This window comes from Actinacidiphila sp. DG2A-62, assembly GCF_035825295.1.
Lineage (GTDB): Bacteria > Actinomycetota > Actinomycetes > Streptomycetales > Streptomycetaceae > Actinacidiphila.
This window is the reverse complement of sequence record NZ_JAYMGI010000002.1, coordinates 5,379,770-5,403,392: the sequence shown is the minus strand read 5'-3', so window position 1 is coordinate 5,403,392 and position 23,623 is coordinate 5,379,770. Positions and strand designations below refer to the sequence as shown.

Below are 23,623 nucleotides of genomic sequence, written 5' to 3'. Positions count from 1 at the left end.
CGCCCGGACCGGAAACCCGCGTCCCGCCGCCGACCGGAACCCGCGTCCCGCCCCCGACCGGAATCCGCGTCCGCCTCCGACCAGAACCCGTATCCCCGCACCGGACCCGAGGAGAAGACCCGCACCGTGCTCCATCTGCGGATGATCGTTCCGGCCGACCGCACCGACGCGGTCACCGCCCTGGTGGCGCGGACCGTCGGCGCCACCCATCTCGTGGCGCTCAGGGGCGCCGCCGTCGAACCGCCCGGCGACCTGCTCACCTGCGACGTGGCCCGGGAGGCGGCCGACCCGCTGCTGGCCGGGCTGCGCGCGCTCGGCATCGACGAGTCCGGGTCGATCGCCGTGGAGTCGGTCGACCTCTCGCTGTCCGCGAGCGCCGACCGGGCCGAGACGGAGGCCCCGGGCGAGGGCGCGGACGCCGTGGTGTGGGAGTCGCTCGCCGACGCCACCCATGAGGAGTCCACCCTCACCGTCACCTACCTGGTGTTCCTGTCGGTGGCGACGATGCTCGCCGCGTACGGCGTGATGCTGGACAGCTCGATCCTGATCGTCGGCGCGATGGTGGTCGGCCCGGAGTTCGGACCGCTCGCCGCGTTCTGCACCGGCCTGGTGCGGCGGGACCGGGCGCTGCTGCGGCGCTCGCTGGTGGCGCTGGTGGCCGGCTTCCTCGCCGCGGTCCTGATCACCGGGGCGTTCGCCGAACTCCTCGACGCCTTCGGGCTGTTCAGCAGGCACCAGTTCCGCGCGCCGCACCCGGCCACCCAGTTCATCTGGCAGCCGACGGCGGACTCCTTCGTGGTCGCCTTCCTCGCCGGCATCGCCGGCATCCTCTCGCTGACCTCCGCCAAGTCCGGCGCGCTGGTCGGCGTCGCGATCTCGGTGACCACCGTGCCGGCCGCCGCGAACGCCGCGCTCGCCGTGTCCTACACCGCCTGGCACGAGGTCTGGGGCTCCCTCGCGCAGCTCGCGCTCAACCTCGCGGGCATCGCGCTGGCCGGCTCCCTCACCCTGCTCGCGCAGAAGTGGTTCTGGGACCGCCGGCGGGCCGTCGCGCGCTGAGCGTGCGCCGGCCCGCCCGCGGACGGTCTCGGCCCCGCGACCGCCCGCGGACGGTCTCGGCGCCGCGACGGCGCGTGCGGTCTCAGCCCAGCGCGGACTTCACCGTGTCGGCCAGCCGCGCCGCCACCGAGTGCGCGTGGTCGATGTCGGCGGCCTCCACCATGACCCGTACCAGCGGCTCAGTGCCCGAGGAGCGCAGCAGCACCCGGCCGGTCGCGCCCAGCTCGGCCTCGGCCTCGGCGACCGCCGTGGCCAGCTCGGGCGAGGTGGCCACCCGGCTCTTGTCGACGTCGCGCACGTTGATCAGCACCTGCGGCAGCCGGTCCATCACCGCGGCCAGTTCCGCCAGCGGCTGCTTGGTCTGCGCGACCCGGGCGGCCAGCAGCAGCCCGGTCAGCGTGCCGTCGCCGGTGGTGGCGTGGTCGAGCACGATGACGTGCCCGGACTGCTCGCCGCCCAGCGCGTAGCCGTGCTCCTTCATCGACTCCAGCACATAGCGGTCGCCGACCGCGGTCTGCACCAGCTGGATGCCCTCGCGCTCCATCGCCAGCTTGAAGCCGAGGTTGGACATCACCGTGCCGACCACCGTGTTCTCGCGCAGCGCGCCGCGCTCGCGCAGCGACAGCGCGAGGATGGCGAGGATCTGGTCGCCGTCGACCTCCTGGCCGGCCGCGTCCACCGCGAGGCAGCGGTCGGCGTCGCCGTCGTGGGCGATGCCGAAGTCCGCGCCGTGCTCGACCACCGCGGCCTTGAGCAGGTCCAGGTGGGTGGAGCCGCAGCCGTCGTTGATGTTGAGGCCGTCGGGCTGCGCGCCGATGGTGACCACGGTCGCGCCGGCCCGCGAGAACGCCTCGGGCGAGACCCGGGAGGCCGCGCCGTGCGCCTCGTCCAGCACGATCCGCAGGCCGTCCAGCCGGTTGGGCAGCACCGCGACCAGGTGCGCCACGTACTGGTCGAAGCCCTCGTCGTAGTCCTTGACCCGGCCCACGCCCGCGCCGGTCGGGCGGTTCCAGGGCGCGCCGGTGCGGTGCTCCTCGTACACCGCCTCGATCCGGTCCTCCAGCACGTCGTCCAGCTTGTGGCCGCCGCGGGCGAGGAACTTGATGCCGTTGTCGGGCATCGGGTTGTGGCTCGCGGAGAGCATCACGCCGAGGTCGGCGCCCAGCGCGCCGGTGAGATACGCCACCGCGGGGGTGGGCAGCACACCGACCCGCAGGACGTCCACGCCCGCGCTGGCCAGGCCCGCCACCACGGCGGCCTCCAGGAACTCGCCCGAGGCCCGCGGATCGCGGCCGACCACGGCCACCGGCCGGTGCCCCGCGAAGCTGCCCGCCTCGGCCAGGACGTGCGCCGCCGCGACCGACAGGCCGAGCGCCAGCTCGGCGGTCAGGTCGGCGTTCGCCACGCCCCGCACCCCGTCGGTGCCGAAGAGTCGTCCCACAGTCGTTCCTCCGATTGGTGCCTGGCCGTACGTGCTGATGACGCCCCGGGAGCGCCGAATGGTTGTACGGCCGTTCCGACGGCCGTACGACGTCTGCTCGTCACCCGACGGTAACCCGCGGACCGCGCCGGTACGACGAACGCCCCGGAGGCACCAGTGTGTCTCCGGGGCGTTCGTCGCGCCGCGGCGGGAACCGGCCGATATCGGCATCGGCCCGCCCCGCCGGAGGGCGGCTAGCGCTTGCTGAACTGCGGCGCCTTGCGCGCCTTCTTCAGACCGGCCTTCTTCCGCTCGACCGCGCGGTCGTCGCGGGTCAGGAAGCCGGCCTTCTTCAGCGGGCCGCGGTTGTTGTCCACGTCCGCCTCGTTGAGCGCGCGGGCCACGCCCAGGCGCAGGGCGCCGGCCTGGCCGGAGATGCCGCCGCCGCTGATGCGGGCGACGACGTCGTAACGGCCGTCCAGTTCGAGCACCTTGAAGGGCTCGTTGACCTCCTGCTGGTGCACCTTGTTGGGGAAGTAGCCCTCCAGGGTGCGGCCGTTGATCTTCCACTTGCCGGAGCCCGGGATGATCCGGACGCGGGCGATGGAGCGCTTGCGGCGGCCGGTGCCGGCGGCTGGCTGCGGGTCGCCGAAGCGGGAGGCGAGCGACTCGGAGGTGTACTCGCCCTCGACGGCGTCCGACTCGAAGGTCGTGATCTCGTCGTAGGACTCTTCGCCCTCGAGGGGGGTCTCGGCGGTGGTCTCAGCCACGGTTCTCCTCAGATTCTTTCTGGTAGCTGGTGGCCGGGACTACTGCGCGACCTGGGTGATCTCGAACGGGACCGGCTGCTGCGCAGCGTGCGGGTGCTGGTCGCCCGCGTAGACCTTGAGCTTCGAGAGCATCTGCCGGCCCAGGGAGTTCTTGGGGAGCATGCCCTTGACGGCCTTCTCGATCGCCTTCTCGGGGCTCTTGGCGAGCAGCTCGTCGTAGCGCACCGAGCGCAGACCGCCCGGGTAGCCGGAGTGGCGGTACGCCATCTTCTGGGTCTTCTTGTTCCCGGACAGGTGCACCTTGTCCGCGTTGATCACGACGACGAAGTCGCCGGTGTCGACGTGGGGCGCGTAGATGGGCTTGTGCTTGCCCCGCAGGAGGGTCGCGGCCTGGCTGGCCAGGCGGCCCAGGACGACGTCCTGCGCGTCGATGATGTGCCACTGGCGCTGGACGTCGCCGGGCTTGGGGCTGTACGTACGCACGGTCGTAGCCTTCGCTTCTTCTCAGTCGGTGTCGCCCCGGGGTCGCGCGGACCGCGGGACTGGGGTCCTGACAAGGCCACCCGGACGATCACGACAGCCTTGGCGGCGCACGGGGACGCAACCCGTGTGCCTGCCGCTGGTCATCGGCCCGGTGGACCGGCGTAAGGGCCCCTCACGTGAGACAGAGCAAGCCAATACGCATAACAGACCTGAAGGGTACCGTTCGACGCCCACGGGGGTCAAAACGCGGCCCCCGTGCCCCGGCCGCCGCCCCCGCCGGGCCCCCGGCCGGGGCTCCTCCGGCCCGCCGCCGGGCTCAGCGCTCGCGCTCCACCCGGCGCTCGTCCCACACCGGTCCGGGCGTCTCGCGGACCACGCCGTCGGAGCCGAAGACCAGGAAGCGGTCGAAGGACCGGGCGAACCAGCGGTCGTGGGTGACCGCGAGGACCGTGCCCTCGTACGACTCCAGGCCCTCCTGGAGCGCCTCGGCGCTCTCCAGGTCGAGGTTGTCGGTCGGCTCGTCCAGCAGCAGCGCGGTGGTGCCCTGCAACTCCATGAGCAGGATCTGGAAACGGGCCTGCTGGCCGCCGGACAGCCGGTCGAAGGGCTGGTCGCCCTGCCGCTCCAGCTCGTAGCGGCGCAGCACCGACATCGCCCGGCCGCGGTCGCGGGCGTGCTCGGTCCACAGGATGTCGACCAGGGTGCGGCCGGCCAGCTCGGGGTGTGGGGGTCCCCCCGCCGAAGGTAGGGGGAGGGTCTGCGCGAAGTGGCCGGGGACCACCCGGGCGCCCAGCTTGTACGCGCCGGTGTGCGCGACCGAGCCGTCGCCGGCCAGCAGCCGCAGGAAGTGCGACTTGCCGGAGCCGTTGGAGCCGAGCACCGCGACCCGCTCGCCGTAGAAGACCTCCAGGTCGAACGGCTTCATCAGGCCGGTCAGCTCCAGCTTCTCGCAGGTCACGGCGCGGACGCCGGTACGGCCGCCGTGCAGCCGCATGGTGATCTCCTGCTCGCGCGGCGGCTCCTGCGGGGCGCCGGCCTCCTCGAAGCGGCGCAGCCTGGTCTGCGCGGCGTGGTAGCGCGAGGCCATCTCGGGGCTGTTGGCGGCCTGCTGCCGCAGCCGCAGCACCATCGCCTTGAGCTTGGCGTGCTCCTCCTCCCAGCGCCTGCGCAGCTCCTCGAAGCGGGCGAAGCGCTCCTTGCGGGCGGCGTGGAAGGTGTCGAAGCCGCCGCCGTGCACCCAGGCGGTGGCGCCGGCCGGGCCGGTCTCGATGCTGACGATCTTCTCGGCGCTGCGGGTCAGCAGCTCCCGGTCGTGGCTGACGAACAGCACGGTCTTCTTGGTCTGCGCGAGCTGGTCCTCCAGCCAGCGCTTGCCGGGGACGTCCAGGTAGTTGTCCGGCTCGTCCAGCAGCAGCACCTCGTCGGGGCCGCGCAGCAGGGCTTCGAGCACCAGGCGTTTCTGCTCGCCGCCGGAGAGCGTCTTCACCTCGCGCCACTGCGCCCGCTCGTAGGGCACGCCCAGCGCGGCGACGGTGCACATGTCCCACAGCGTCTCGGCCTCGTAGCCGCGCGCCTCGGCCCACTCGCTGAGCGCGTGCGCGTACGCCATCTGGGCCGGTTCGTCGTCCTGCGCCATGATCGCCAGCTCGGCGGCGTCGACGGCCTTGGCCGCGGCCTGGATGCGCGGGTGCGCGACGGAGACCAGCAGGTCGCGGACGGTCCTGTCGTCCCGGACGCTGCCGATGAACTGGCGCATCACGCCGAGGCCGCCGGAGGTGGTGACCGTGCCGGCGTGGGGGGTGATCTCGCCGGAGATCATCCGGAGCAGGGTCGTCTTGCCGGCGCCGTTCGGGCCGACCAGGGCGACGACGGCGCCCTCTCCCACCCGGAAGGTCACGTCGCCCAGCAGCGCGCGCCCGTCGGGCAGGTAGTACTCCGCGTGCGCGGCCTCGACATGTCCCATACGCCGAATTCTCCCTCCGGGCCGCCCCCACCCCAACCCGTTTTCCCCAGCACGACGCTGGGCGCTGCGCCGGCTGGTGCGCGGTTGTACGTCAGCTCGGCGCTGGGCGCTGCGCTGGCTGGTGCGCGGTTGTACGTCAGCTCGGCGCTGGACCTCAACCCCAGGGGCGCGGGGAACTGCGCGACCAGCCTCCCCCAGAGCTTCGCCTGGGAGGCACCCCCAGCGGCCCGCAGGTCGTCACCGGCCCGAAGGGGCAGATCGGTTCGCTCCGGACCACCGGCCCGGTGGTGGGTTGCTCGCGCAGTTCCCCGCGCCCCTGATAAACACGCCCAGCGCCGAGCTGACGACGAGGAGCCGGGCCGCGGAGGGGCAGCGTCCGGCGCTGACGTGCCGGGGGAAAGGGGGCCGGGCTCCGGTGACTCGACGTCGGGCGTCGGGGGAACGCCGAGCGTGGGGACGCGGGGAGCGGAGCGCCCAGCGTGAGGTGGGCCGGGAAGCGGGGAGCGGAGCGCCCAGCGTGAGGTGGGCCGGGGGTCACTATGATGCGCGGCATGAGTGAAGGGCCGGGGCCGCAGCCCCCGCAGGAACCGCGTGACCGCGCCCCCGAGGAGAGCCGCGAGGTCCTGGAGGGCCTCGTCATCCCCTCCCGCCGGCAGCCACGCCACGCCTCGCCCCAGGACGACCCGCGGCGCCAGTACATCGCGCAGCCCCCCGCCGCGGACGAGCCGCCGCCCGCACCCGCGCAGGGCCAGGCGTGGTCGCCCCAGGCCGCGCGGAACGCCCCCGCGACCCCGCAGCGTCCCGGCACCGGTCCGGAGATCGGCGAGGCGTGGTCCGTGCAGAGCGCCCAGGCCCAGGCGCAAGGTCAGCCCCAGCCGCAGGGCCGGCCCAGCCGCAGGCCCAGGCACCGGAGCCCCCCGCGGCGCAGCCCCCGCAGACCCCCGGCGGACTCCCCCAGCGGCTCCCCGCGGACGCCGTGCAGCGCCCGCAGATCCCGCGCGGCGAGGGCGCCCAGCAGGCCGTGCAAGCGGCTCAGGCGGCCCAGGCGGCGCGCGCCGCCCAGCAGCAGGCTCCGGCACCGGCCGCGCCGCCCGAGAGCGCCCAGCCGCCCGCACAGGCCGCCCCCGCGCCCCAGAGCGCGCCGCAGGCCGCGCCCTGGACCGCCCGCCCGCCGGCCGCCGCCGCGCAGACCCCGCCCCCGGCCGGCCCGCCGCCCACCCCGCCCGGCGCGGGCCCCGCCGGTCCCGGCGGCCCCGCCGGCCCCGGCGCCCCCTCCCCCGGCACGCCGGACTGGGGCGCGCTGGCCGAGGCGCAGGAGGCCTCGGGCCGCCGCAAGCGCAAGATCATGATGCTGACCGGCGGCATAGTCGCGACGGTCGTGATAGCCGGCGGCGTCGCCACCGCCGTCGTCGTCTCCGGCAAGAGCTCCGACACCGCGACCGTCTCGCCCAGCGGCTCCACCGGCGCGGGCACGAGCCAGGCGTCGCTGCCGCCGGAGCCGACGTTCTCCTCCGTCGCCCCGCCGCCCCCGGCGAACCCGCTCGACTACATCGGCACCGCGGCCAAGGACAAGGCGCCGCTGACGCCGAACACCCTCTTCCCGGGCAAGCAGTTCCTGTGGAACGGCCACCCCTACGCCAAGACCGCCGCGAGCACCACCACCTCCTGCGCGGCCGGCGCGCGCTCGGCCCTCTCCCAGGCGCTCGCCGCGAACGGCTGCCGCCGGCTGATCCGCACGACGTACACCGCCGGCGGCGTCGCGGTCACCGTGGGCGTCGCGGTCTTCGACGACACCGCGCACGCGGCGAAGCTGCGCAAGACCGCCCAGTACCTCGCCCCGCTCAACGGCGGCGGCGTCAAGGACTTCTGCCACGCGGTGGCGTGCCGGATGACCTCCAACTCGGTCGGCCGCTACGCCTACTTCGCGATCGCCGGGCTGAAGAACGGCAAGACCATCACGGCGACCGACACCGCGGCGCTGACCGCCGCCAACGACGCGTCGAACTTCGCCTTCCAGCGGATCATCCAGCGCGGCAAGGACGCCGCGGCGGCCGACCCGGCCCGCAACTGAACGCGCCGGGGGCCGCGCGGCCCCCGATCAGGAGGGATCAGGAGCGGTCAGGAGCAGGCGGGGAGGGCGCCGGGCAGGGTGCGCAGGTTCCTCGCCTCGCGGTTGCGCGCGGCCAGGTCCGCGTCGGCCGGGTAGCCGACCTCCTCCAGGGTCAGGCCGTGCGGCCGCACCACGTTGACCGCCGAGTGCCGGACCCGCCCGGCCAGCACCTCGGCGGGGAAGCCCACCGGACGGTGCCCGTCGCCGACCAGGATCATCGCGCCGACCAGCGCGCGCACCATGTTGTGGCAGAACGCGTCGGCCCGCACGGTCGCCTCCGCCAGCCCCTGCGGGGTGCGCCGCCAGTGCAGGTCGATCAGGGTGCGGATGGTGGTCGCGCCCTCGCGCTTCTTGCAGTAGGCGGCGAAGTCGTGCTCGCCGAGCAGCAGCTGCGCGGCGGCGTTCATCGCCTCGACGTCGACCGGCCGGTCGTGCCAGAGCACGTGCCCGCGCAGCAGCGGGTCCACGCCGCCGGGGTGGTCCCCGACCCGGTAGGCGTAGCGCCGCCACACCGCGGAGAACCGGGCGTTGAAGCCGGCCGGCGCGCGGGTGGCGTCCCAGACCCGTACGTCCCACGGCAGCCGGCCCGCCAGCCGCCGCAGCAGCCGGCCGCCCTCGGCCTCCCACACCCCGGCCGGCAGGTCGACGTGCGCGACCTGGCCGCGGGCGTGCACACCGGCGTCGGTGCGTCCGGCCACGGTCAGCTCGACCGGCTCGGCCAGCCGCAGCACCGTGCGGATCGCGTCCTCCAGCTCCCCCTGGACGGTCCGCCGCTCACGCTGCCTGGCCCACCCGGAGAAGTCCCCCCGTCGTACCCCAGGTCCAGCCGGACCCGTACGTACCCGGGGGCGGGGTCGTCGCTCACGCCTGTCCTCACCGCTTCGCTGCCGATGGTTCGTCACGCGGAACGGGCCCGCACCCCCTGGTGAAGGGTGCGGGCCCGCTCCTGCCGTCGTTCAGGACGAGGACGCTCAGGCGTCCTTGGACTCCTCGTCCGCGGGGGCCGCGTCCTCGGCCGCGTCGGCGGCCTCGGGCTTGGCGGCCTCGGGCTTGGCGTCCTCGGGCTCGGCGTCCTTGGGCTCCGCGTCCTTCTTCAGGTCCGCGAGGGCCTCGTCGCCGGCGCGGTCCTTGGCGGAGCGCTTGGTGGCGGCCTCCGCCTCGTTGACCGCGGTCTGCTGCACGGTCAGCGCCTCGACCAGCTCGATGACCGCCATCGGGGCGTTGTCGCCGCGACGGGGGCCGATCTTGGTGATGCGGGTGTAGCCACCCGGGCGGTTCTCGTACCGCGGCGCGATCTCGGTGAAGAGCGTGTGCACGACCCCCTTGTCGGTGATCTGCTGCAGCACCTGGCGACGGTTGTGGATGTCGCCCTTCTTCGCCTTGGTGATCAGGCGCTCCGCGACCGGGCGCAGACGGCGCGCCTTGGCCTCGGTGGTGGTGATGCGGCCGTGCTCGAAGAGCGACTTCGCGAGGTTCGCGAGGAGCAGCTTCTCGTGCGCGGCGCTGCCGCCCAGACGGGCGCCCTTGGCGGGCTGAGGCATGGATCTTTCTCCTTCTCCGCTGCACCGGCCGTGTCAGGTACCGGTGTCAGTGTCCGGGCCGGCGGCCGCCGGCCCGGAATGGGCCGCGCCCCAGGGGGCGCGGGGAACTCACCCCCGAGGGGGTCAGTACTGCTCGGTCTCCGCGAAGCCGGCGTCGACGTCGTCGTCCGCGCCGAACGCGTCGGCCGCGGCGGTCGGGTCGAATCCGGGCGGGCTGTCCTTGAGCGCCAGGCCCATCCCGGCCAGCTTCGCCTTGACCTCGTCGATCGACTTGGCGCCGAAGTTGCGGATGTCGAGCAGGTCCGCCTCGGAGCGGGCCACCAGCTCGCCCACCGAGTGGATGCCCTCGCGCTTGAGGCAGTTGTAGGAGCGGACGGTCAGCTCCAGCTCCTCGATCGGCAGCGCCAGGTCCGCGGCCAGGGCGGCGTCCGTGGGGGACGGGCCCATGTCGATGCCCTCGGCGTCGACGTTCAGCTCGCGGGCCAGGCCGAACAGCTCGACCAGGGTCTTGCCGGCCGACGCCATGGCGTCACGCGGCCGCATCGCCTGCTTGGTCTCGACGTCGACGATCAGCTTGTCGAAGTCGGTGCGCTGCTCGACACGGGTCGCCTCGACCTTGTAGGTGACCTTGAGCACCGGGCTGTAGATGGAGTCGACCGGGATGCGGCCGATCTCCTGGCCCTGCTGCTTGTTCTGCACCGCGGAGACGTAGCCGCGACCGCGCTCGACGGTCAGCTCCATCTCCAGCTTGCCCTTGGCGTTCAGCGTCGCCAGCACGAGGTCGGGGTTGTGCACCTCGACGCCGGCCGGCGGGGCGATGTCGGCCGCGGTGACCACACCCGGACCCTGCTTGCGCAGGTACATCACGACCGGCTCGTCGTGCTCCGAGGAGACCACGAGCTGCTTGATGTTCAGGATGAGGTCGGTGACGTCCTCCTTGACGCCCGGCACGGTGGTGAACTCGTGCAGGACGCCGTCGATGCGGATGGACGTGACCGCCGCACCCGGGATCGAGGACAGCAGCGTACGGCGCAGGGAGTTGCCGAGGGTGTAGCCGAAGCCCGGCTCCAGCGGCTCGATGACGAACCGGGAGCGGAACTCGTCGACGACCTCTTCGGTCAACGAGGGACGCTGAGCGATCAGCATGGTTGTGTTCCTTCAGTCGTGGGCGCCCGCTATATGACGCCCCCTGTACTACGAGGCTACGCCGAGATCACTTGGAGTAGAGCTCGACGATCAGCTGCTCCTGCACCTGGGTGTCGATGACCTGGCGCTCGGGCAGGCTGTGCACGAGGATCCGCAGCTTGCCCGCGTTGGCCTCCAGCCACGCCGGCACGGTCTTCTCGCCGGCCTCGCCCTGGGCGACCTGGAAGGGCACCAGGTTGCGGGAGGACTCGCGGACCTCGACGATGTCGTTCACGGCGACGCGGGCCGACGGGATGTCGGTCTTGCGGCCGTTGACGGTGATGTGTCCGTGCCGGACCAGCTGACGGGCGTGGTCGCGGGACTTGGCGAAGCCGGCCCGGTACACCACGTTGTCGAGGCGGGTCTCAAGGATGCGCAGAAGGTTCTCACCGGTCTTGCCGGTCTTCTGGTTCGCTTCCTTGTAGTAGTTCACGAACTGCTTCTCGAGGACACCGTAGATCCGCGCGCACTTCTGCTTCTCGCGAAGCTGGAGCAGGTACTCGCTGTCCTTGGTGCGCCCGCGTCCGTGCTCACCCGGGGGGTAAGGACGGATCTCGATCGGGCACTTCGCGCTCTCGCACTTGGCTCCCTTGAGAAAGAGCTTCTGCTTCTCCCGACGGCAACGCTTGCAGTCGGCCCCGGTGTAACGCGCCATTGTCGTGTATCTCCTGTTTCAGCTGGTCAGACGCGGCGGCGCTTCGGCGGGCGGCAGCCGTTGTGCGGGGTCGGGGTGACGTCCTGGATGGAGCCGACCTCCAGGCCGGTGGCCTGGAGCGAGCGGATCGCGGTCTCGCGGCCGGAGCCGGGACCCTTCACGAAGACGTCCACCTTGCGCATGCCGTGCTCCTGCGCGCGGCGGGCGGCCGACTCGGCGGCCATCTGCGCGGCGAAGGGGGTGGACTTGCGCGAGCCCTTGAAGCCGACGTGGCCGGCGGAGGCCCAGGAGATCACGTTGCCCTGCGGGTCGGTGATCGAGACGATGGTGTTGTTGAACGTGCTCTTGATGTGGGCGTGCCCGTGAGCGACGTTCTTCTTTTCCTTGCGGCGCACCTTCTTGACTGCGCCCTGACGGCCCTTAGGAGGCATGTCCTGGTTTCTCCCGGTGGAGGTGGTCGGTCCTACAGCGAAGACCGCTGATGGGTGGTCCGCTGAGGACTACTTCTTGCCCGGCTTCTTCTTGCCGGCGATGGCGCGACGCGGGCCCTTGCGGGTGCGGGCGTTGGTGTGAGTGCGCTGGCCGTGGACCGGCAGGCCGCGGCGGTGGCGCAGGCCCTGGTAGCAGCCGATCTCGACCTTGCGGCGGATGTCGGCCTGGATCTCACGACGGAGGTCGCCCTCGGTCTTGAGGTTGGCGTCCACGTACTCGCGCAGCTTGACGAGGTCTTCCTCGGCAAGGTCGCGGACGCGGGTGTCCGGGTTCACACCGGTCTCCTTCAGCACCTGCTGGGAGAGCGAGCGCCCGATGCCGAAGACGTAGGTGAGGGCGATCTCCACGCGCTTCTCACGCGGGAGGTCAACGCCTGAAAGGCGTGCCATTTCCTTGGCTCCTGATGGTTGCGGAGGTCTTCCGCAGCACCGGCTCCCGGCCGCCGTATCAGGTACGGCACGGGTCCCCGGCCTCCTCCGGGGGTGTCGTCGCCCCGGTGGTGCTCGGGTGGGACGACGGGTGCTGCGTATGTACGTGTGTGCGTCGCGCGAAGTCTGCGGGAGTGCAGGAGGTCGGCGTGCGTCAGCCCTGGCGCTGCTTGTGGCGCAGGTTGTCGCAGATGACCATGACCCTGCCGTGGCGGCGGATCACCTTGCACTTGTCGCAGATCTTCTTGACGCTCGGCTTGACCTTCATGGACTTAAGGTTCTCCGGGTCGTGAGATCTACTTGTATCGGTAGACGATCCGTCCGCGCGTGAGGTCGTAGGGAGACAGCTCCACCACGACCCGGTCATCGGGGAGGATACGGATGTAGTGCATCCGCATCTTGCCGCTGATGTGCGCGAGGACCTTGTGACCGTTCTGCAGCTCCACCTTGAACATCGCGTTCGGCAGAGACTCGATCACGGTGCCCTCGATTTCGATGGCTCCTTGCTTCTTTGCCATGTCCTGCTTTCGGGATCGGCTACCGGGGTCGGCTCCGGACATGCCGGAAGACACGCGGGGCCGACGTATGAGTCTACGGCACCGCTGCCGGAAACACGAAATCAGGGAGTATGCCCACGCTGGGTGATCATTATGCGGCGGTCTCAGGCCAGCGGGTCGGGCGCCGCGGTGATGCCCAGCTCCGCGAGCTTGGCCCGGCCGCCGTCGGGCGCGGTCAGCACCAGCGGACCCTGCTCGGTGAGGGCGATCGAGTGCTCCCAGTGCGAGGACCAGGAGCCGTCGTCGGACTTCACGGTCCACTCGTCGTCCAGCACGTGGGTGCGCGGCGAGCCGAGGGTGACCATCGGCTCGATGGCCAGGCACACGCCCGGCACCAGCTTGATGCCGCGGCCGCGCTTCTTGGCGACGTAGTTCAGCAGGTGCGGGTCCATGTGCATCTCGGTGCCGATGCCGTGGCCGCCGTAGTCCTCCACGATGCCGTACTTGCCCGAGGACGGCCGGGGCTGGCGGCGGATGTAGGACTCGATGGCGCGGGAGACGTCCTCCAGCCGGTTGCCCTTGCGCATGGCGGCGATGCCCGCCCACATGGACTCCTCGGTGACCCGGCTCAGCTCGATCAGCTCCGGCGCGTGGCCGGTGCCGACGAAGCAGGTGAAGGCCGCGTCGCCGTGCCAGCCGTCCACGATGGCGCCGGCGTCGACGGAGAGGATGTCGCCGTCCTTGAGGACCGTCGCGCGATCCGGGATGCCGTGCACCACCACGTCGTTCACCGAGGTGCAGATGGTGCCGGGGAAGCCGCCGTAGCCCAGGAAGTTCGGCTTGGCGCCGTGCGCGGCGATGACCTCGGCGGCCACCTCGTCCAGATCCTTGGTGGTGGCGCCGGGCACCGCCGCCGCGCGGGTCGCCTCGTGGACCGCCGCGACGACCAGCCCGGCCTCACGCATCTTCGCGATCTGCTCGGGGGTCTTGATCTGCACCATCGCGGCCGAAGCCCTCCTCGTCCCTGCCCTGCCGTACTGCCGGCCCCTCGGCCGTCGCTCTGCCGCCCCCGCCGCTGCCGCTGCCCGCGTCCTACTGCCGCTCGCCGGCCCGCAGCGCCTCCATGGCGCGTGCCGTCACCTCGCCGACCTTGCCCAGGGCCGAGATCGTCTGCACCAGGCCCTGCTGCTTGTAGTAGTCGATGATCGGCTCGGTCTTGCTGTGGTACTCCTCCAGCCGGACCCGGACCTTCTCCGCGGTGTCGTCGGCGCGCTGGTACAGCTGTCCGCCGCAGATGTCGCAGACGCCCTCGACCGCGGGCGGACTGTAGTCGACGTGGAACAGGTGCTTGTCGTCGTTGCGGCACAGCCGGCGGCTGGCGATCCGCTTGACGACCTCCTCCTCGGGGACCTCCAGGTCCAGCACCGCGTCCAGGCCGATGCCGTTCTCGGCCAGGAAGGCGTCCAGCGCCTCGGCCTGGCCGACGTTGCGCGGGAAGCCGTCGAGCAGGAAGCCGCCCTCGGCGTCGGGCCGGCGCATCCGCTCGGTGGCCATGCCGATGGTGATCTCGTCGGGCACCAGCGCAGGCGTCGGTGTACTCCTTGGCCCTGCGGCCGAGATCGGTGCCCTGGCTGATGTTGGCGCGGAACAGGTCGCCCGTGGAGATGTGCGGGATGGCCAGGTTCTTGGCGAGGAACGCGGCCTGCGTACCCTTGCCGGCGCCGGGCGGCCCGACCAGGACGATTCGCATCAGCGGAGGAACCCTTCGTAGTTACGCTGCTGGAGCTGGCTCTCGATCTGCTTCACGGTCTCCAGGCCGACACCCACGATGATGAGGATGCTGGTGCCGCCCAGCGGGAAGTTGCCGTTGCTCCCGTTGAAGATCGCGATGGCGACCGTCGGCACGAGGGCGATCAGACCCAGGTAGAGGGAGCCCGGCCACGTGATGCGGTTGAGCACGTAACTCAGGTATTCGGCGGTGGGACGGCCTGCCCGGATGCCCGGGATGAACCCACCATACTTCTTCATATTGTCCGATACTTCCTCGGGGTTGAAGGAGATCGCGACATAGAAGAAGGCGAAGAAGACGATCAGCAGGAAGTAGGCCGCCATGTAGATCGGGTGGTCACCCTTGGTGAAGTTCCGGCTGATCCACTGCGCCCAGCCGGCCGTCGACCCGGAGAACTGGACGATCAGCGCCGGGATGTACAGCAGCGAGGAGGCGAAGATCACCGGGATCACGCCCGCCTGGTTGACCTTCAGCGGGATGTACGTGGAGGTGCCGCCGTAGGAGCGCCGGCCGATCATGCGCTTGGCGTACTGCACCGGGATGCGGCGCTGCGCCTGCTCGACGAAGACCACCAGGCCGACGATGGCCAGGCCGACCGCGATCACCGCGAGGAACTCCACCCAGCCGCCGGCGATCTTGCCGGAGACCTTGATCGCCCACAGCGAGCCGGGGAAGCCGGCCGCGATGGAGACGAACATCAGGATCGACATGCCGTTGCCGATGCCGCGGTCGGTGATCAGCTCACCGAGCCACATGATCACCACGGTGCCGGCGGTCATGGTGGCGACCATCGTCACGGTGGTGAAGATCGACTGGTTGGGCACGATCTGGTCCGAGCTCTGGCAGGTGGAGAAGAGGCTGCCGGAGCGGGCGGTGGCCACCAGGCCGGTGCCCTGCAGCACGGCCAGCGCGACCGTCAGGTACCGGGTGTACTGGGTGATCTTGGTGGTGCCGGCCTGGCCCTCCTTCTTGAGGGCTTCCAGGCGCGGGATGACCACCGTCAGCAGCTGGAGGATGATGCTCGCCGTGATGTACGGCATGATGCCCAGCGCGAAGATCGTCAGCTGGAGCAGCGCGCCGCCGCTGAACATGTTCACCAGGCCGAAGAGGCTGTTGTTGCCCTTCGTGTCCTTGATGCACTGGTTGACCACGGTGTAGTCGATGCCGGGCACCGGCACATGGGCGCCCAGGCGGTAGACCACCACGATGCTCAGCGTGAAGAGCAGCTTCTTGCGCAGGTCGGGCGTCCTGAACGCCCGGGCGAACGCGGTGAGCACGGTGCCTCCTGCACCCCCCGCGCCACGGCGGAAGGACGGTCTGGTGGGGTTGGGAAACGAGCAGCGTGAGCCACCTTACCGGCGAGGCGGCCCTGGGTGGAATGACGCGTCTCCCCCGGCTGCCGATCCGGTCGGGAGAGACCGGTCACAGCCCTCTCGGACAGAGAACGACCGGGGACGCCCCCTGGTACTGGGCGTCCCCGGTCGGGTGTCGCACCGGGCTCAGACGAGCTCGGTGACGGTGCCGCCGGCGGCGGCGATCTTCTCCTTGGCGGAGCCGGAGGCCGCGTCCACGGTCACCTGCAGCGCGACGGAGATCTCGCCGGTGCCGAGCACCTTGACGAGCTGGTTCTTCCGCACGGCGCCCTTGGCGACCAGGTCGGCCACGGTCACCTCGCCGCCCTCGGGGTAGAGGGAGGCGAGCTTGTCCAGGTTGACGACCTGGTACTCGGTGCGGAACGGGTTCTTGAAGCCCTTGAGCTTCGGGAGCCGCATGTGGAGGGGCATCTGCCCGCCCTCGAAGCGCTCCGGAACCTGGTAGCGGGCCTTGGTGCCCTTGGTGCCACGACCGGCCGTCTTGCCCTTGGACGCCTCGCCGCGACCCACGCGGGTCTTGGCGGTCTTGGCGCCCGGGGCGGGACGGAGGTTGTGGATCTTGATCGGGTTGTCACCCATGATCAGTCGACCTCCTCGACCGTGACGAGGTGGCGGACGGTGTGGACCATGCCGCGGATCTCCGGGCGGTCCTCCTTGACCACGACGTCGTGCAGGCGCTTGAGCCCGAGCGAACGCAGGGTGTCACGGTGGTTCTGCTTGCTGCCGATGTAGGACTTGGTCTGCGTGACCTTGAGACGAGCCATCACACACCCACCCCGGCACGCGCACGCAGCAGGGCCGCCGGCGCGACGTCCTCGATCGGCAGGCCGCGGCGGGCCGCGATCTCCTCGGGCCGCTGCAGGCCCTGGAGCGCCGCCACCGTGGCGTGCACGATGTTGATCGCGTTGTCCGAGCCGAGGCTCTTGGACAGCACGTCGTGGATGCCCGCGCACTCCAGCACGGCGCGCACCGGGCCACCGGCGATCACACCGGTACCGGGGGACGCCGGCTTGAGCAGCACGACGCCCGCGGCCTTCTCGCCCTGGATCGGGTGCGGGATGGTGCCCTGGATGCGGGGGACCTTGAAGAAGTGCTTCTTGGCCTCCTCCACACCCTTGGCGATGGCGGCCGGCACCTCCTTGGCCTTGCCGTAGCCGACACCGACGGTGCCGTCGCCGTCACCCACCACGACGAGCGCGGTGAAGCTGAAGCGGCGACCGCCCTTCACTACCTTGGCGACGCGGTTGATCGCGACGACACGCTCGACATAAGCGGTCTTCTCGGCCTGCTGGCCGCCGTCCCGCCGGTCCCTGCGGTCCCGTCGCTCGCCGCCACCGGCACCGCTTCCGCGGCGCTGGGGTCCAGCCATTGGAATTACCTCTCCTCGTTGATCGCGTTGTCCGCAGCTGCACACAGCGACCGGGGCCGCTGCGGCGACGGGCGGGTCAGAACTTCAGACCCGCTTCGCGGGCGGCGTCCGCGAGGGCGGCGATGCGCCCCGCGTACTGGTTGCCGCCGCGGTCGAACACGACGGCCTCGATGCCCTTGGCCTTCGCACGCTCGGCCACGAGCTGGCCGACCTGCTGGGCCTTGGCGCTCTTGTCGCCTTCGCCGCCGCGGATGGACGCGTCGAGGGTCGACGCGGACGCGAGCGTGTGACCGGCCAGGTCGTCGATGACCTGGGCCACGATGCCGCGGTTGGACCGCGTCACCACCAGGCGGGGACGCTCGGCGGTGCCCGAGATGCGCTTGCGCACGCGGATGTGCCGGCGCTTGCGCGCGGTGGGCTTGTACGCCGTGCCCTTGGCGATCTTCACACCGTATGCCATGGCTACTTACCAGCCTTTCCGACCTTGCGGCGGATGACCTCGCCGGCGTACCGCACGCCCTTGGCCTTGTACGGGTCGGGCTTGCGGAGCTTGCGGATGTTCGCCGCCACCTCGCCGACCTTCTGCTTGTCGATTCCCTCGACCGAGAACTTGGTCGGGTTCTCGACCTTGAAGGAGATGCCCTCGGGGGCCTCGACGAGGATCGGGTGGCTGTAGCCGAGCGCGAACTCCAGGTTGGAGCCCTTCGCCTGGACGCGGTAGCCGACCCCGCTGATCTCCAACTGCTTGCTGTAGCCCGTGGTCACGCCGGTGATCATGTTCGCCACCAGCGTGCGGGACAGGCCGTGCAGGGCCTTCGAGACACGCTCGTCGTTGGGGCGGGTGACGAGCAGCGTGCCGTCCTCGCCCTTTGCGATCTCGATCGGCGCGGCCACGGTGTGGGTGAGCGAGCCCTTGGGACCCTTCACCGAGACCGTGCGGCCGTCGATGGTGACGTCCACTCCGGCGGGAACCGAGATGGGCAGCTTGCCGATGCGCGACATTGCTATACCTCGCTTTCCCGGTTACCAGACGTAGGCGAGGACTTCCCCACCCACGCCCTTCTTCTGCGCCTGCTGGCCGGTGAGCAGACCGTGCGACGTGGAGATGATCGCCACGCCCAGGCCGCCGAGCACCTTCGGCAGGTTGGTGGACTTTGCGTAGACCCGCAGACCCGGCTTGCTGATGCGGCGGATGCCGGCGATCGAGCGCTCGCGGTTGGGGCCGAACTTCAGCTCGAGGACGAGGTTCTTGCCGACCTCGGCCTCCTCGACGCGCCAGCCCGTGATGTAGCCCTCCTGCTGGAGGATCTCCGCGATGTGCGACTTGATCTTGCTGTACGGCATGGTGACGTCGTCGTGGTACGCGGAGTTCGCGTTCCGCAGACGCGTCAGCATGTCCGCGATGGGGTCGGTCATGGTCATGAGGTGGCCCTGGGCCTCTCTCGCCGGGGTTTCCTGTCTGCTCCGTCCCTCTCCCCCGGCCGGAGCCGGGGGCGGGTGTGGAGCGGGGACCTACGGCGTAGTGGTTCGGTCCTGGTGTACGGGGTTGTACGCGTACGGGATGTACGTGTCCCTGCTGGGACTACCAGGAGCTCTTGGTCACGCCCGGCAGCTCGCCGCGGTGCGCCATCTCGCGGAGGCACACACGGCACAGGCCGAACTTGCGGTAGACGGAGTGCGGCCGGCCGCAGCGCTGGCAGCGGTTGTACGCCCGCACCGCGAACTTCGGCTTGCGCGAGGACTTCGCGATCAGTGCCTTCTTGGCCACGTCAGTTCTCCTTGAACGGGAAGCCGAGGTGACGCAGCAGGGCACGACCCTCGTCGTCGTTGGTCGCCGTGGTGACCACGGTGATGTCCATGCCCCGGACCCGGTCGATCTTGTCCTGGTCGATCTCGTGGAACATGACCTGCTCGGTCAGACCGAAGGTGTAGTTCCCGCGGCCGTCGAACTGCTTCGGGGACAGGCCCCGGAAGTCGCGGATGCGCGGCAGCGCGAGCGACAGCAGCCGGTCCAGGAACTCCCACATCCGGTCGCCGCGCAGCGTGACGTGGGCGCCGATCGGCTGGCCCTCGCGCAGCTTGAACTGGGCGATGGACTTGCGGGCCTTGGTGACCTGCGGCTTCTGGCCGGTGATCGTGGCGAGGTCGCGGATCGCGCCCTCGATCAGCTTGGAGTCGCGGGCGGCGTCGCCCACACCCATGTTGACCACGATCTTGGTCAGGCCGGGGATCTGCATGACGTTCTCGTACTTGAACTCGTCACGCATCTTGCCCGCGATCTCGTCGCGGTAGCGCGCCTTCAGCCGGGGCGCGGTCGTGGTGGCAGTCATCAGATGTCCTCACCGGTCCGCTTGGCAACGCGGATCTTGTTGCCCTCGTCGTCGAAGCGGTAGCCGACGCGGGTCACGACCTTCTTGCCGTCCTTCTCCACGACCAACTGCACGTTGCTGACGTGGATCGGCGCCTCGGTGGTGATGATGCCGCCGGTCTGGGAACCGCGGTCGGTCTGGCCGGTCTTGGTGTGCTTCTTGACCCGGTTGACACCCTCGACCAGGACCCGGTCCTCGCGGGGGTAGGCCACGATGACCTTGCCCTGCTTGCCCTTGTCCTTGCCGGTGATGACCTGGACCAGGTCACCCTTCTTGATCTTCATCGGTTACAGCACCTCCGGCGCGAGCGAGACGATCTTCATGAACCTCTTCTCGCGCAGCTCACGGCCGACGGGGCCGAAGATGCGGGTGCCGCGCGGGTCACCGTCGTTCTTGAGGATGACCGCCGCGTTCTCGTCGAAGCGGATGTACGAGCCGTCGGCACGGCGGCGCTCCTTGACGGTGCGCACGACGACAGCCTTGACGACCTCGCCCTTCTTCACGTTGCCACCGGGGATCGCGTCCTTGACGGTGGCGACGATGACGTCACCGATGCCCGCGTAGCGGCGACCCGAGCCACCGAGAACACGGATGCAAAGGATCTCCTTGGCACCAGTGTTGTCGGCGACGCGCAGTCGCGACTCCTGCTGGATCACGTCTTTCTCCTGATCGTCTGCCGGTTCCCGGCGGGGTCCGTGAGCTGACTCGCGGACCCCGCCGAGCCTGGCGGAACTGTCCTGCGGGCGATTGCCCGCAGGAATTGCGCGGAGCAGGCCCTGCTTACTTGGCCTTCTCCAGGATCTCCACGACGCGCCAGCGCTTCGTCGCGGACAGCGGCCGGGTCTCCATCAGGAGGACGCGGTCGCCGATGCCCGCGGCGTTCTGCTCGTCGTGGGCCTTCAGCTTGTTGGTGCGGCGGATGACCTTGCCGTAGAGGGCGTGCTTGACGCGGTCCTCGACGGCGACCACCACGGTCTTGTCCATCTTGTCGCTGACCACGAGACCCTCGCGGGTCTTGCGGAAGCCGCGCTGCTCGGTCGTCTCAGTCACGTTGTTCTCGCTCATCAGGCGTTCTCCACCGTTTCCACGGTCTCGATGCCCAGCTCGCGCTCGTGCATCAGCGTGTAGATCCGGGCGATGTCCTTGCGGACGGTCTTGAGCCGGGAGTTGTTCTCCAGCTGTCCGGTGGCCGCCTGGAAGCGGAGGTTGAACAGCTCCTCCTTGGCCTCGCGCAGCTTGCCGACGAGCTCCTCGTCGCCGAGCTGCCGCAGCTCGGTCGCCTTGGTACCGGCCGCCATCACGACTCACCTGCCTCGCGCCGCACGATGCGGCACTTCATCGGAAGCTTGTGCGCGGCGCGGGTGAGCGCCTCGCGCGCAGTCTTCTCGTTCGGGAAGGACAGCTCGAACATCACCCGACCGGGCTTGACGTTCGCGATCCACCACTCCGGCGAACCCTTGCCGGAACCCATGCGGGTCTCGGCCGGCTTCTTGGTCAGCGGGCGGTCCGGGTAGATGTTGATCCAGACCTTGCCGCCGCGCTTGATGTGACGGGTGATGGAGATACGAGCGGACTCGATCTGCCGGTTGGTCACGTAGGCGGGCGTGACGGCCTGCAGGCCGTACTCGCCGAACGCCAGCTCCGTGCCGCCCTTGGCCATGCCGTCGCGCTTGGGGTGGTGCTGCTTGCGGTGCTTGACCCTGCGGGGGATCAGCATGGTACTCAGCTCTCCGTTCCGGGGGTCTCGGCCGCGGCCGGGGCCTCGGCGGCGGCAGGAGCCGCGTCGCCCCTGGGGGCCGCGGCAGCGGCGGCCGGCTCGCCCTGGGGACGACGGCCACGGCCGCCGCGCTCGCCGCCGCGGCGCTGCGGACGCTCGTTGCCGCCGCCGCGGGCCGGGCGGTTGCCGGCGCGGGCGGCCGCGTTGTCCGCGCGGACCTCGGCGATGTTCTTCACGTCGCCCTTGTAGATCCACACCTTGACGCCGATCCGGCCGAAGGTGGTCTTGGCCTCGAAGAAGCCGTAGTCCACGTTGGCGCGCAGCGTGTGCAGCGGGACCCGGCCCTCGCGGTAGAACTCCGAGCGGGACATCTCGGCGCCGCCGAGGCGGCCGCCGCACTGGATCTTGATGCCCTTGGCACCGGCCTTCAGCGTGCCCTGCATGCTCTTGCGCATGGCACGGCGGAAGGAGACGCGGGAGGACAGCTGCTCGGCGACCGCCTGGGCCACCAGCTGCGCGTCCATCTCCGGGTTCTTGACCTCGAGGATGTTCAGCTGGACCTGCTTGCCGGTCAGCTTCTCCAGGTCGCCGCGGATGCGGTCGGCCTCCGCGCCGCGGCGGCCGATGACGATGCCCGGCCGGGCGGTGTGGATGTCGACGCGGACGCGGTCGCGGGTGCGCTCGATCTCCACCTTGGAGATGCCGGCCCGCTCCATGCCCTGCGTCATCATCCGGCGGATGGCGACGTCTTCCTTGACGTAGTCCTTGTACAGCTTGTCGGCGTACCAGCGGGACTTGAAGTCCGTGGTCACACCGAGCCGGAACCCGTACGGGTTAACCTTCTGGCCCATTACCGGGTCCCTTCCTTGCTGGCAACGACCACGGTGATGTGACTCGTCCGCTTGCGGATGCGGTAGGCGCGGCCCTGGGCACGCGGGCGGAACCGCTTCAGGGTCGGGCCCTCGTCCACGTACGCCTCGCTGATGAACAGCGACTCGGCGTCCGTGTGGTCGTAGTTGTGCGCGGCGTTGGCGATGGCGCTGGCGAGCACCTTGCCGACCGGCTCGCTCGCGGCCTGCGGGGTGAAACGCAGGACCGCCTGAGCCTCCGTGGCGTCCATGCCACGGATGAGGTCCACCACGCGGCGGGCCTTCATGGGCGTGACGCGGATGTACCGCGCCTGGGCCCTGGCTTCCATGGTTGTCCCTTCGGTGTCTGTGGTCTTCACTTTTCCGCTGATCAGCGACGACGCGACTTGCGGTCGTCCTTCTCGTGGCCGCGGAAGGTGCGGGTCGGCGCGAACTCGCCGAGCTTGTGGCCGACCATCGACTCAGTGACAAACACCGGGACGTGCTTACGGCCGTCGTGCACCGCGATCGTGTGGCCCAGCATCGCCGGGACGATCATCGAGCGGCGGGACCAGGTCTTGATGACGTTCTTGGTGCCGGCTTCGTTCTGGACATCCACCTTCTTGATCAGGTGGTCGTCGACGAAGGGCCCCTTCTTGAGACTGCGCGGCATCTACACCCGCTCCTAGCGCTTCTTGTTCGTCTTGCGGCGGCGGACGATGTACTTGTTGCTCGCCTTCTTGGGAGCACGAGTACGACCCTCCTTCTGACCCCACGGGGAGACCGGGTGGCGACCACCGGAGGTCTTGCCCTCACCACCACCGTGCGGGTGGTCCACCGGGTTCATGGCGACGCCGCGGACGGTCGGGCGGACGCCCTTCCAGCGCATGCGGCCGGCCTTGCCCCAGTTGATGTTCGACTGCTCGGCGTTGCCGACCTCGCCGATGGTGGCGCGGCAGCGGACGTCGACCATCCGGACCTCGCCGGACGGCATGCGAAGGGTGGCCATGGTGCCCTCCTTCGCCAGCAGCTGCACCGAAGCGCCCGCGGAGCGGGAGATCTTGGCGCCGCCGCCGGGCCGCAGCTCGATCGCGTGGATCGTGGTACCGACCGGGATGTTGCGCAGCGGCAGGTTGTTGCCCGGCTTGATGTCGGCGCCCGGACCGTTCTCGATCCGGTCGCCCTGCTGCAGGCGGGCCGGGGCGAGGATGTAGCGCTTCTCGCCGTCGGCGTAGTGCAGCAGCGCGATGCGCGCGGTGCGGTTGGGGTCGTACTCGATGTGCGCGACCTTGGCGGGCACGCCGTCCTTGTCGTGCCGACGGAAGTCGATGACACGGTAGGCGCGCTTGTGGCCGCCGCCCTGGTGGCGAACGGTCACACGACCGGCGTTGTTACGGCCGCCCTTGCTGTGCAGCGGGCGGACCAGCGACTTCTCCGGCGTGGACCGCGTGATCTCGACGAAGTCGGCGACGGATGAGCCACGACGGCCCGGGGTCGTCGGCTTGTACTTGCGGATACCCATTTCTCAGTCCTCGGAATATTCCGGACTTCTGAA

The 23,623-nt window shown here is 70.5% G+C and carries 32 protein-coding genes and 2 pseudogenes; 2 read left to right on the top strand and 32 right to left on the bottom strand.

All coding sequences use genetic code 11. The features are described from left to right. Window positions 1-126: 126 nt before the first annotated feature. Window positions 127-1,059, top strand: coding sequence for a DUF389 domain-containing protein (locus VSR01_RS24320; protein ID WP_326451261.1), 933 nt, complete (start codon window positions 127-129; stop codon window positions 1,057-1,059). A gap of 82 nt (window positions 1,060-1,141) precedes the next feature. Here VSR01_RS24320 and glmM read toward each other — a convergent pair whose 3' ends face one another. The 4 genes from glmM to VSR01_RS24300 form a co-directional block, all read right to left on the bottom strand. Next, the gene (glmM, locus tag VSR01_RS24315) at window positions 1,142-2,500 is read right to left on the bottom strand and encodes a phosphoglucosamine mutase (RefSeq protein WP_326451260.1); all 1,359 of its coding nucleotides are present in this window, start codon (window positions 2,498-2,500) and stop codon (window positions 1,142-1,144) included. A 233-nt stretch (window positions 2,501-2,733) separates the two neighbouring features. Then, window positions 2,734-3,249 carry a 30S ribosomal protein S9 gene (rpsI, locus tag VSR01_RS24310; RefSeq protein WP_326451259.1) on the bottom strand — a complete coding sequence of 172 codons (516 nt, stop codon included), beginning with the start codon at window positions 3,247-3,249 and terminating at the stop codon, window positions 2,734-2,736. A gap of 39 nt (window positions 3,250-3,288) precedes the next feature. Beyond that, window positions 3,289-3,732, bottom strand: coding sequence for a 50S ribosomal protein L13 (gene rplM / locus VSR01_RS24305; protein ID WP_326451258.1), 444 nt, complete (start codon window positions 3,730-3,732; stop codon window positions 3,289-3,291). Between the two features lie 316 nt (window positions 3,733-4,048). After that, on the bottom strand, window positions 4,049-5,695 hold the full coding sequence (locus VSR01_RS24300; protein WP_326451257.1) for an ABC-F family ATP-binding cassette domain-containing protein: 1,647 nt from the start codon (window positions 5,693-5,695) through the stop codon (window positions 4,049-4,051). A 976-nt stretch (window positions 5,696-6,671) separates the two neighbouring features. Here VSR01_RS24300 and VSR01_RS24295 point away from each other — a divergent pair. Beyond that, on the top strand, window positions 6,672-7,766 hold the full coding sequence (locus tag VSR01_RS24295) for a hypothetical protein (protein WP_326451256.1): 1,095 nt from the start codon (window positions 6,672-6,674) through the stop codon (window positions 7,764-7,766). A 47-nt stretch (window positions 7,767-7,813) separates the two neighbouring features. Here the strand turns inward: VSR01_RS24295 and truA are convergent. The 28 genes and pseudogenes from truA to rplB form a co-directional block, all read right to left on the bottom strand. Continuing rightward, window positions 7,814-8,670 (bottom strand): annotated as a pseudogene (gene truA, locus VSR01_RS24290) (tRNA pseudouridine(38-40) synthase TruA). Window positions 8,671-8,776: 106 nt separating this feature from the next. Further along, complete coding sequence (gene rplQ, locus VSR01_RS24285; RefSeq protein WP_326451255.1) at window positions 8,777-9,346, bottom strand: 50S ribosomal protein L17; 570 nt, start codon at window positions 9,344-9,346, stop codon at window positions 8,777-8,779. A 123-nt stretch (window positions 9,347-9,469) separates the two neighbouring features. Beyond that, window positions 9,470-10,492, bottom strand: a complete 1,023-nt coding sequence (locus VSR01_RS24280) for a DNA-directed RNA polymerase subunit alpha (protein ID WP_326451254.1) — start codon at window positions 10,490-10,492, stop codon at window positions 9,470-9,472. 67 nt (window positions 10,493-10,559) lie between these two features. Further along, window positions 10,560-11,186, bottom strand: a complete 627-nt coding sequence (rpsD, locus tag VSR01_RS24275) for a 30S ribosomal protein S4 (protein WP_326451253.1) — start codon at window positions 11,184-11,186, stop codon at window positions 10,560-10,562. A 26-nt stretch (window positions 11,187-11,212) separates the two neighbouring features. Next, complete coding sequence (gene rpsK / locus VSR01_RS24270) at window positions 11,213-11,617, bottom strand: 30S ribosomal protein S11 (protein ID WP_093786119.1); 405 nt, start codon at window positions 11,615-11,617, stop codon at window positions 11,213-11,215. A gap of 69 nt (window positions 11,618-11,686) precedes the next feature. Further along, window positions 11,687-12,067, bottom strand: coding sequence for a 30S ribosomal protein S13 (rpsM, locus tag VSR01_RS24265; protein ID WP_326451252.1), 381 nt, complete (start codon window positions 12,065-12,067; stop codon window positions 11,687-11,689). Window positions 12,068-12,260: 193 nt separating this feature from the next. Beyond that, window positions 12,261-12,374, bottom strand: coding sequence for a 50S ribosomal protein L36 (gene rpmJ, locus VSR01_RS24260; protein ID WP_003956441.1), 114 nt, complete (start codon window positions 12,372-12,374; stop codon window positions 12,261-12,263). 28 nt (window positions 12,375-12,402) lie between these two features. Beyond that, a complete protein-coding gene (gene infA / locus VSR01_RS24255; RefSeq protein WP_003956442.1) occupies window positions 12,403-12,624 on the bottom strand; it encodes a translation initiation factor IF-1 in 222 nt (73 codons plus the stop codon). A 143-nt stretch (window positions 12,625-12,767) separates the two neighbouring features. Continuing rightward, on the bottom strand, window positions 12,768-13,604 hold the full coding sequence (gene map, locus VSR01_RS24250) for a type I methionyl aminopeptidase (RefSeq protein WP_326451251.1): 837 nt from the start codon (window positions 13,602-13,604) through the stop codon (window positions 12,768-12,770). A gap of 91 nt (window positions 13,605-13,695) precedes the next feature. After that, window positions 13,696-14,353 (bottom strand): annotated as a pseudogene (locus VSR01_RS24245) (adenylate kinase). After that, entirely contained in the window at window positions 14,353-15,669 is a 1,317-nt protein-coding gene (secY, locus tag VSR01_RS24240; RefSeq protein WP_326451250.1) for a preprotein translocase subunit SecY, read from the bottom strand. The pseudogene VSR01_RS24245 and the gene secY overlap by 1 nt, the downstream one beginning before the upstream one ends. Before the next feature lie 222 nt (window positions 15,670-15,891). Continuing rightward, window positions 15,892-16,344, bottom strand: a complete 453-nt coding sequence (rplO, locus tag VSR01_RS24235) for a 50S ribosomal protein L15 (protein WP_431056562.1) — start codon at window positions 16,342-16,344, stop codon at window positions 15,892-15,894. Between the two features lie 2 nt (window positions 16,345-16,346). After that, a complete protein-coding gene (gene rpmD / locus VSR01_RS24230; protein ID WP_031524772.1) occupies window positions 16,347-16,529 on the bottom strand; it encodes a 50S ribosomal protein L30 in 183 nt (60 codons plus the stop codon). Beyond that, the gene (gene rpsE / locus VSR01_RS24225; RefSeq protein WP_326451249.1) at window positions 16,529-17,134 is read right to left on the bottom strand and encodes a 30S ribosomal protein S5; all 606 of its coding nucleotides are present in this window, start codon (window positions 17,132-17,134) and stop codon (window positions 16,529-16,531) included. The genes rpmD and rpsE overlap by 1 nt, the downstream gene beginning before the upstream one ends. Window positions 17,135-17,210: 76 nt before the next feature. Next, on the bottom strand, window positions 17,211-17,594 hold the full coding sequence (gene rplR / locus VSR01_RS24220) for a 50S ribosomal protein L18 (protein ID WP_326451248.1): 384 nt from the start codon (window positions 17,592-17,594) through the stop codon (window positions 17,211-17,213). A 2-nt stretch (window positions 17,595-17,596) separates the two neighbouring features. Continuing rightward, window positions 17,597-18,136 (bottom strand): 50S ribosomal protein L6, encoded by a 540-nt coding sequence (rplF, locus tag VSR01_RS24215; RefSeq protein ID WP_326451247.1) that lies wholly within the window; start codon window positions 18,134-18,136, stop codon window positions 17,597-17,599. 21 nt (window positions 18,137-18,157) lie between these two features. Beyond that, window positions 18,158-18,556, bottom strand: coding sequence for a 30S ribosomal protein S8 (gene rpsH, locus VSR01_RS24210; protein ID WP_326451246.1), 399 nt, complete (start codon window positions 18,554-18,556; stop codon window positions 18,158-18,160). A 160-nt stretch (window positions 18,557-18,716) separates the two neighbouring features. Beyond that, a complete protein-coding gene (locus VSR01_RS24205) occupies window positions 18,717-18,902 on the bottom strand; it encodes a type Z 30S ribosomal protein S14 (protein WP_326451245.1) in 186 nt (61 codons plus the stop codon). 1 nt (window position 18,903) lies between these two features. Then, complete coding sequence (gene rplE, locus VSR01_RS24200) at window positions 18,904-19,464, bottom strand: 50S ribosomal protein L5 (protein WP_326451244.1); 561 nt, start codon at window positions 19,462-19,464, stop codon at window positions 18,904-18,906. Then, entirely contained in the window at window positions 19,464-19,787 is a 324-nt protein-coding gene (rplX, locus tag VSR01_RS24195; RefSeq protein ID WP_326451243.1) for a 50S ribosomal protein L24, read from the bottom strand. The genes rplE and rplX overlap by 1 nt, the downstream gene beginning before the upstream one ends. Before the next feature lie 3 nt (window positions 19,788-19,790). Next, window positions 19,791-20,159 (bottom strand): 50S ribosomal protein L14, encoded by a 369-nt coding sequence (rplN, locus tag VSR01_RS24190; protein ID WP_037912379.1) that lies wholly within the window; start codon window positions 20,157-20,159, stop codon window positions 19,791-19,793. A 124-nt stretch (window positions 20,160-20,283) separates the two neighbouring features. After that, window positions 20,284-20,568: a 30S ribosomal protein S17 gene (rpsQ, locus tag VSR01_RS24185; protein ID WP_326451242.1), complete on the bottom strand. Its 285-nt coding sequence runs from the start codon at window positions 20,566-20,568 to the stop codon at window positions 20,284-20,286. Further along, on the bottom strand, window positions 20,568-20,801 hold the full coding sequence (gene rpmC / locus VSR01_RS24180) for a 50S ribosomal protein L29 (RefSeq protein ID WP_326451241.1): 234 nt from the start codon (window positions 20,799-20,801) through the stop codon (window positions 20,568-20,570). Before rpmC ends, rpsQ begins: the two co-directional genes overlap by 1 nt. Continuing rightward, a complete protein-coding gene (gene rplP, locus VSR01_RS24175) occupies window positions 20,801-21,220 on the bottom strand; it encodes a 50S ribosomal protein L16 (protein WP_326451240.1) in 420 nt (139 codons plus the stop codon). The genes rpmC and rplP overlap by 1 nt, the downstream gene beginning before the upstream one ends. Window positions 21,221-21,225: 5 nt before the next feature. Further along, window positions 21,226-22,071: a 30S ribosomal protein S3 gene (gene rpsC / locus VSR01_RS24170; RefSeq protein ID WP_326451239.1), complete on the bottom strand. Its 846-nt coding sequence runs from the start codon at window positions 22,069-22,071 to the stop codon at window positions 21,226-21,228. After that, entirely contained in the window at window positions 22,071-22,418 is a 348-nt protein-coding gene (gene rplV, locus VSR01_RS24165) for a 50S ribosomal protein L22 (RefSeq protein WP_326451238.1), read from the bottom strand. The genes rpsC and rplV overlap by 1 nt, the downstream gene beginning before the upstream one ends. Before the next feature lie 41 nt (window positions 22,419-22,459). Further along, window positions 22,460-22,741: a 30S ribosomal protein S19 gene (gene rpsS, locus VSR01_RS24160; protein ID WP_014178772.1), complete on the bottom strand. Its 282-nt coding sequence runs from the start codon at window positions 22,739-22,741 to the stop codon at window positions 22,460-22,462. Window positions 22,742-22,753: 12 nt separating this feature from the next. Further along, window positions 22,754-23,590: a 50S ribosomal protein L2 gene (rplB, locus tag VSR01_RS24155; RefSeq protein WP_326451237.1), complete on the bottom strand. Its 837-nt coding sequence runs from the start codon at window positions 23,588-23,590 to the stop codon at window positions 22,754-22,756. Window positions 23,591-23,623: the final 33 nt, after the last annotated feature.

Coding starts and splice junctions, on each gene's coding strand:
- rplO (WP_431056562.1), bottom strand. CDS start 16,344: ATGGGTGACAACCCGATCAAGATCCACAACCTCCGTCCCGCCCCGGGC.
- rpsD (WP_326451253.1), bottom strand. CDS start 11,186: ATGGCGCGTTACACCGGGGCCGACTGCAAGCGTTGCCGTCGGGAGAAG.
- rpsM (WP_326451252.1), bottom strand. CDS start 12,067: ATGGCACGCCTTTCAGGCGTTGACCTCCCGCGTGAGAAGCGCGTGGAG.
- rpsQ (WP_326451242.1), bottom strand. CDS start 20,568: ATGAGCGAGAACAACGTGACTGAGACGACCGAGCAGCGCGGCTTCCGC.
- rpsK (WP_093786119.1), bottom strand. CDS start 11,617: ATGCCTCCTAAGGGCCGTCAGGGCGCAGTCAAGAAGGTGCGCCGCAAG.
- rplR (WP_326451248.1), bottom strand. CDS start 17,594: ATGGCATACGGTGTGAAGATCGCCAAGGGCACGGCGTACAAGCCCACC.
- rplX (WP_326451243.1), bottom strand. CDS start 19,787: ATGAAGATCAAGAAGGGTGACCTGGTCCAGGTCATCACCGGCAAGGAC.
- map (WP_326451251.1), bottom strand. CDS start 13,604: ATGGTGCAGATCAAGACCCCCGAGCAGATCGCGAAGATGCGTGAGGCC.
- VSR01_RS24280 (WP_326451254.1), bottom strand. CDS start 10,492: ATGCTGATCGCTCAGCGTCCCTCGTTGACCGAAGAGGTCGTCGACGAG.
- rplQ (WP_326451255.1), bottom strand. CDS start 9,346: ATGCCTCAGCCCGCCAAGGGCGCCCGTCTGGGCGGCAGCGCCGCGCAC.
- rplB (WP_326451237.1), bottom strand. CDS start 23,590: ATGGGTATCCGCAAGTACAAGCCGACGACCCCGGGCCGTCGTGGCTCA.
- rplP (WP_326451240.1), bottom strand. CDS start 21,220: ATGCTGATCCCCCGCAGGGTCAAGCACCGCAAGCAGCACCACCCCAAG.
- rpsS (WP_014178772.1), bottom strand. CDS start 22,741: ATGCCGCGCAGTCTCAAGAAGGGGCCCTTCGTCGACGACCACCTGATC.
- rpmC (WP_326451241.1), bottom strand. CDS start 20,801: ATGGCGGCCGGTACCAAGGCGACCGAGCTGCGGCAGCTCGGCGACGAG.
- rpsH (WP_326451246.1), bottom strand. CDS start 18,556: ATGACCATGACCGACCCCATCGCGGACATGCTGACGCGTCTGCGGAAC.
- rpsC (WP_326451239.1), bottom strand. CDS start 22,071: ATGGGCCAGAAGGTTAACCCGTACGGGTTCCGGCTCGGTGTGACCACG.
- rplV (WP_326451238.1), bottom strand. CDS start 22,418: ATGGAAGCCAGGGCCCAGGCGCGGTACATCCGCGTCACGCCCATGAAG.
- rpmJ (WP_003956441.1), bottom strand. CDS start 12,374: ATGAAGGTCAAGCCGAGCGTCAAGAAGATCTGCGACAAGTGCAAGGTG.
- rplE (WP_326451244.1), bottom strand. CDS start 19,464: ATGACTGCCACCACGACCGCGCCCCGGCTGAAGGCGCGCTACCGCGAC.
- rplF (WP_326451247.1), bottom strand. CDS start 18,136: ATGTCGCGCATCGGCAAGCTGCCCATCTCGGTTCCCGCCGGAGTGGAC.
- infA (WP_003956442.1), bottom strand. CDS start 12,624: ATGGCAAAGAAGCAAGGAGCCATCGAAATCGAGGGCACCGTGATCGAG.
- VSR01_RS24300 (WP_326451257.1), bottom strand. CDS start 5,695: ATGGGACATGTCGAGGCCGCGCACGCGGAGTACTACCTGCCCGACGGG.
- rpmD (WP_031524772.1), bottom strand. CDS start 16,529: ATGGCTCGTCTCAAGGTCACGCAGACCAAGTCCTACATCGGCAGCAAG.
- rpsE (WP_326451249.1), bottom strand. CDS start 17,134: ATGGCTGGACCCCAGCGCCGCGGAAGCGGTGCCGGTGGCGGCGAGCGA.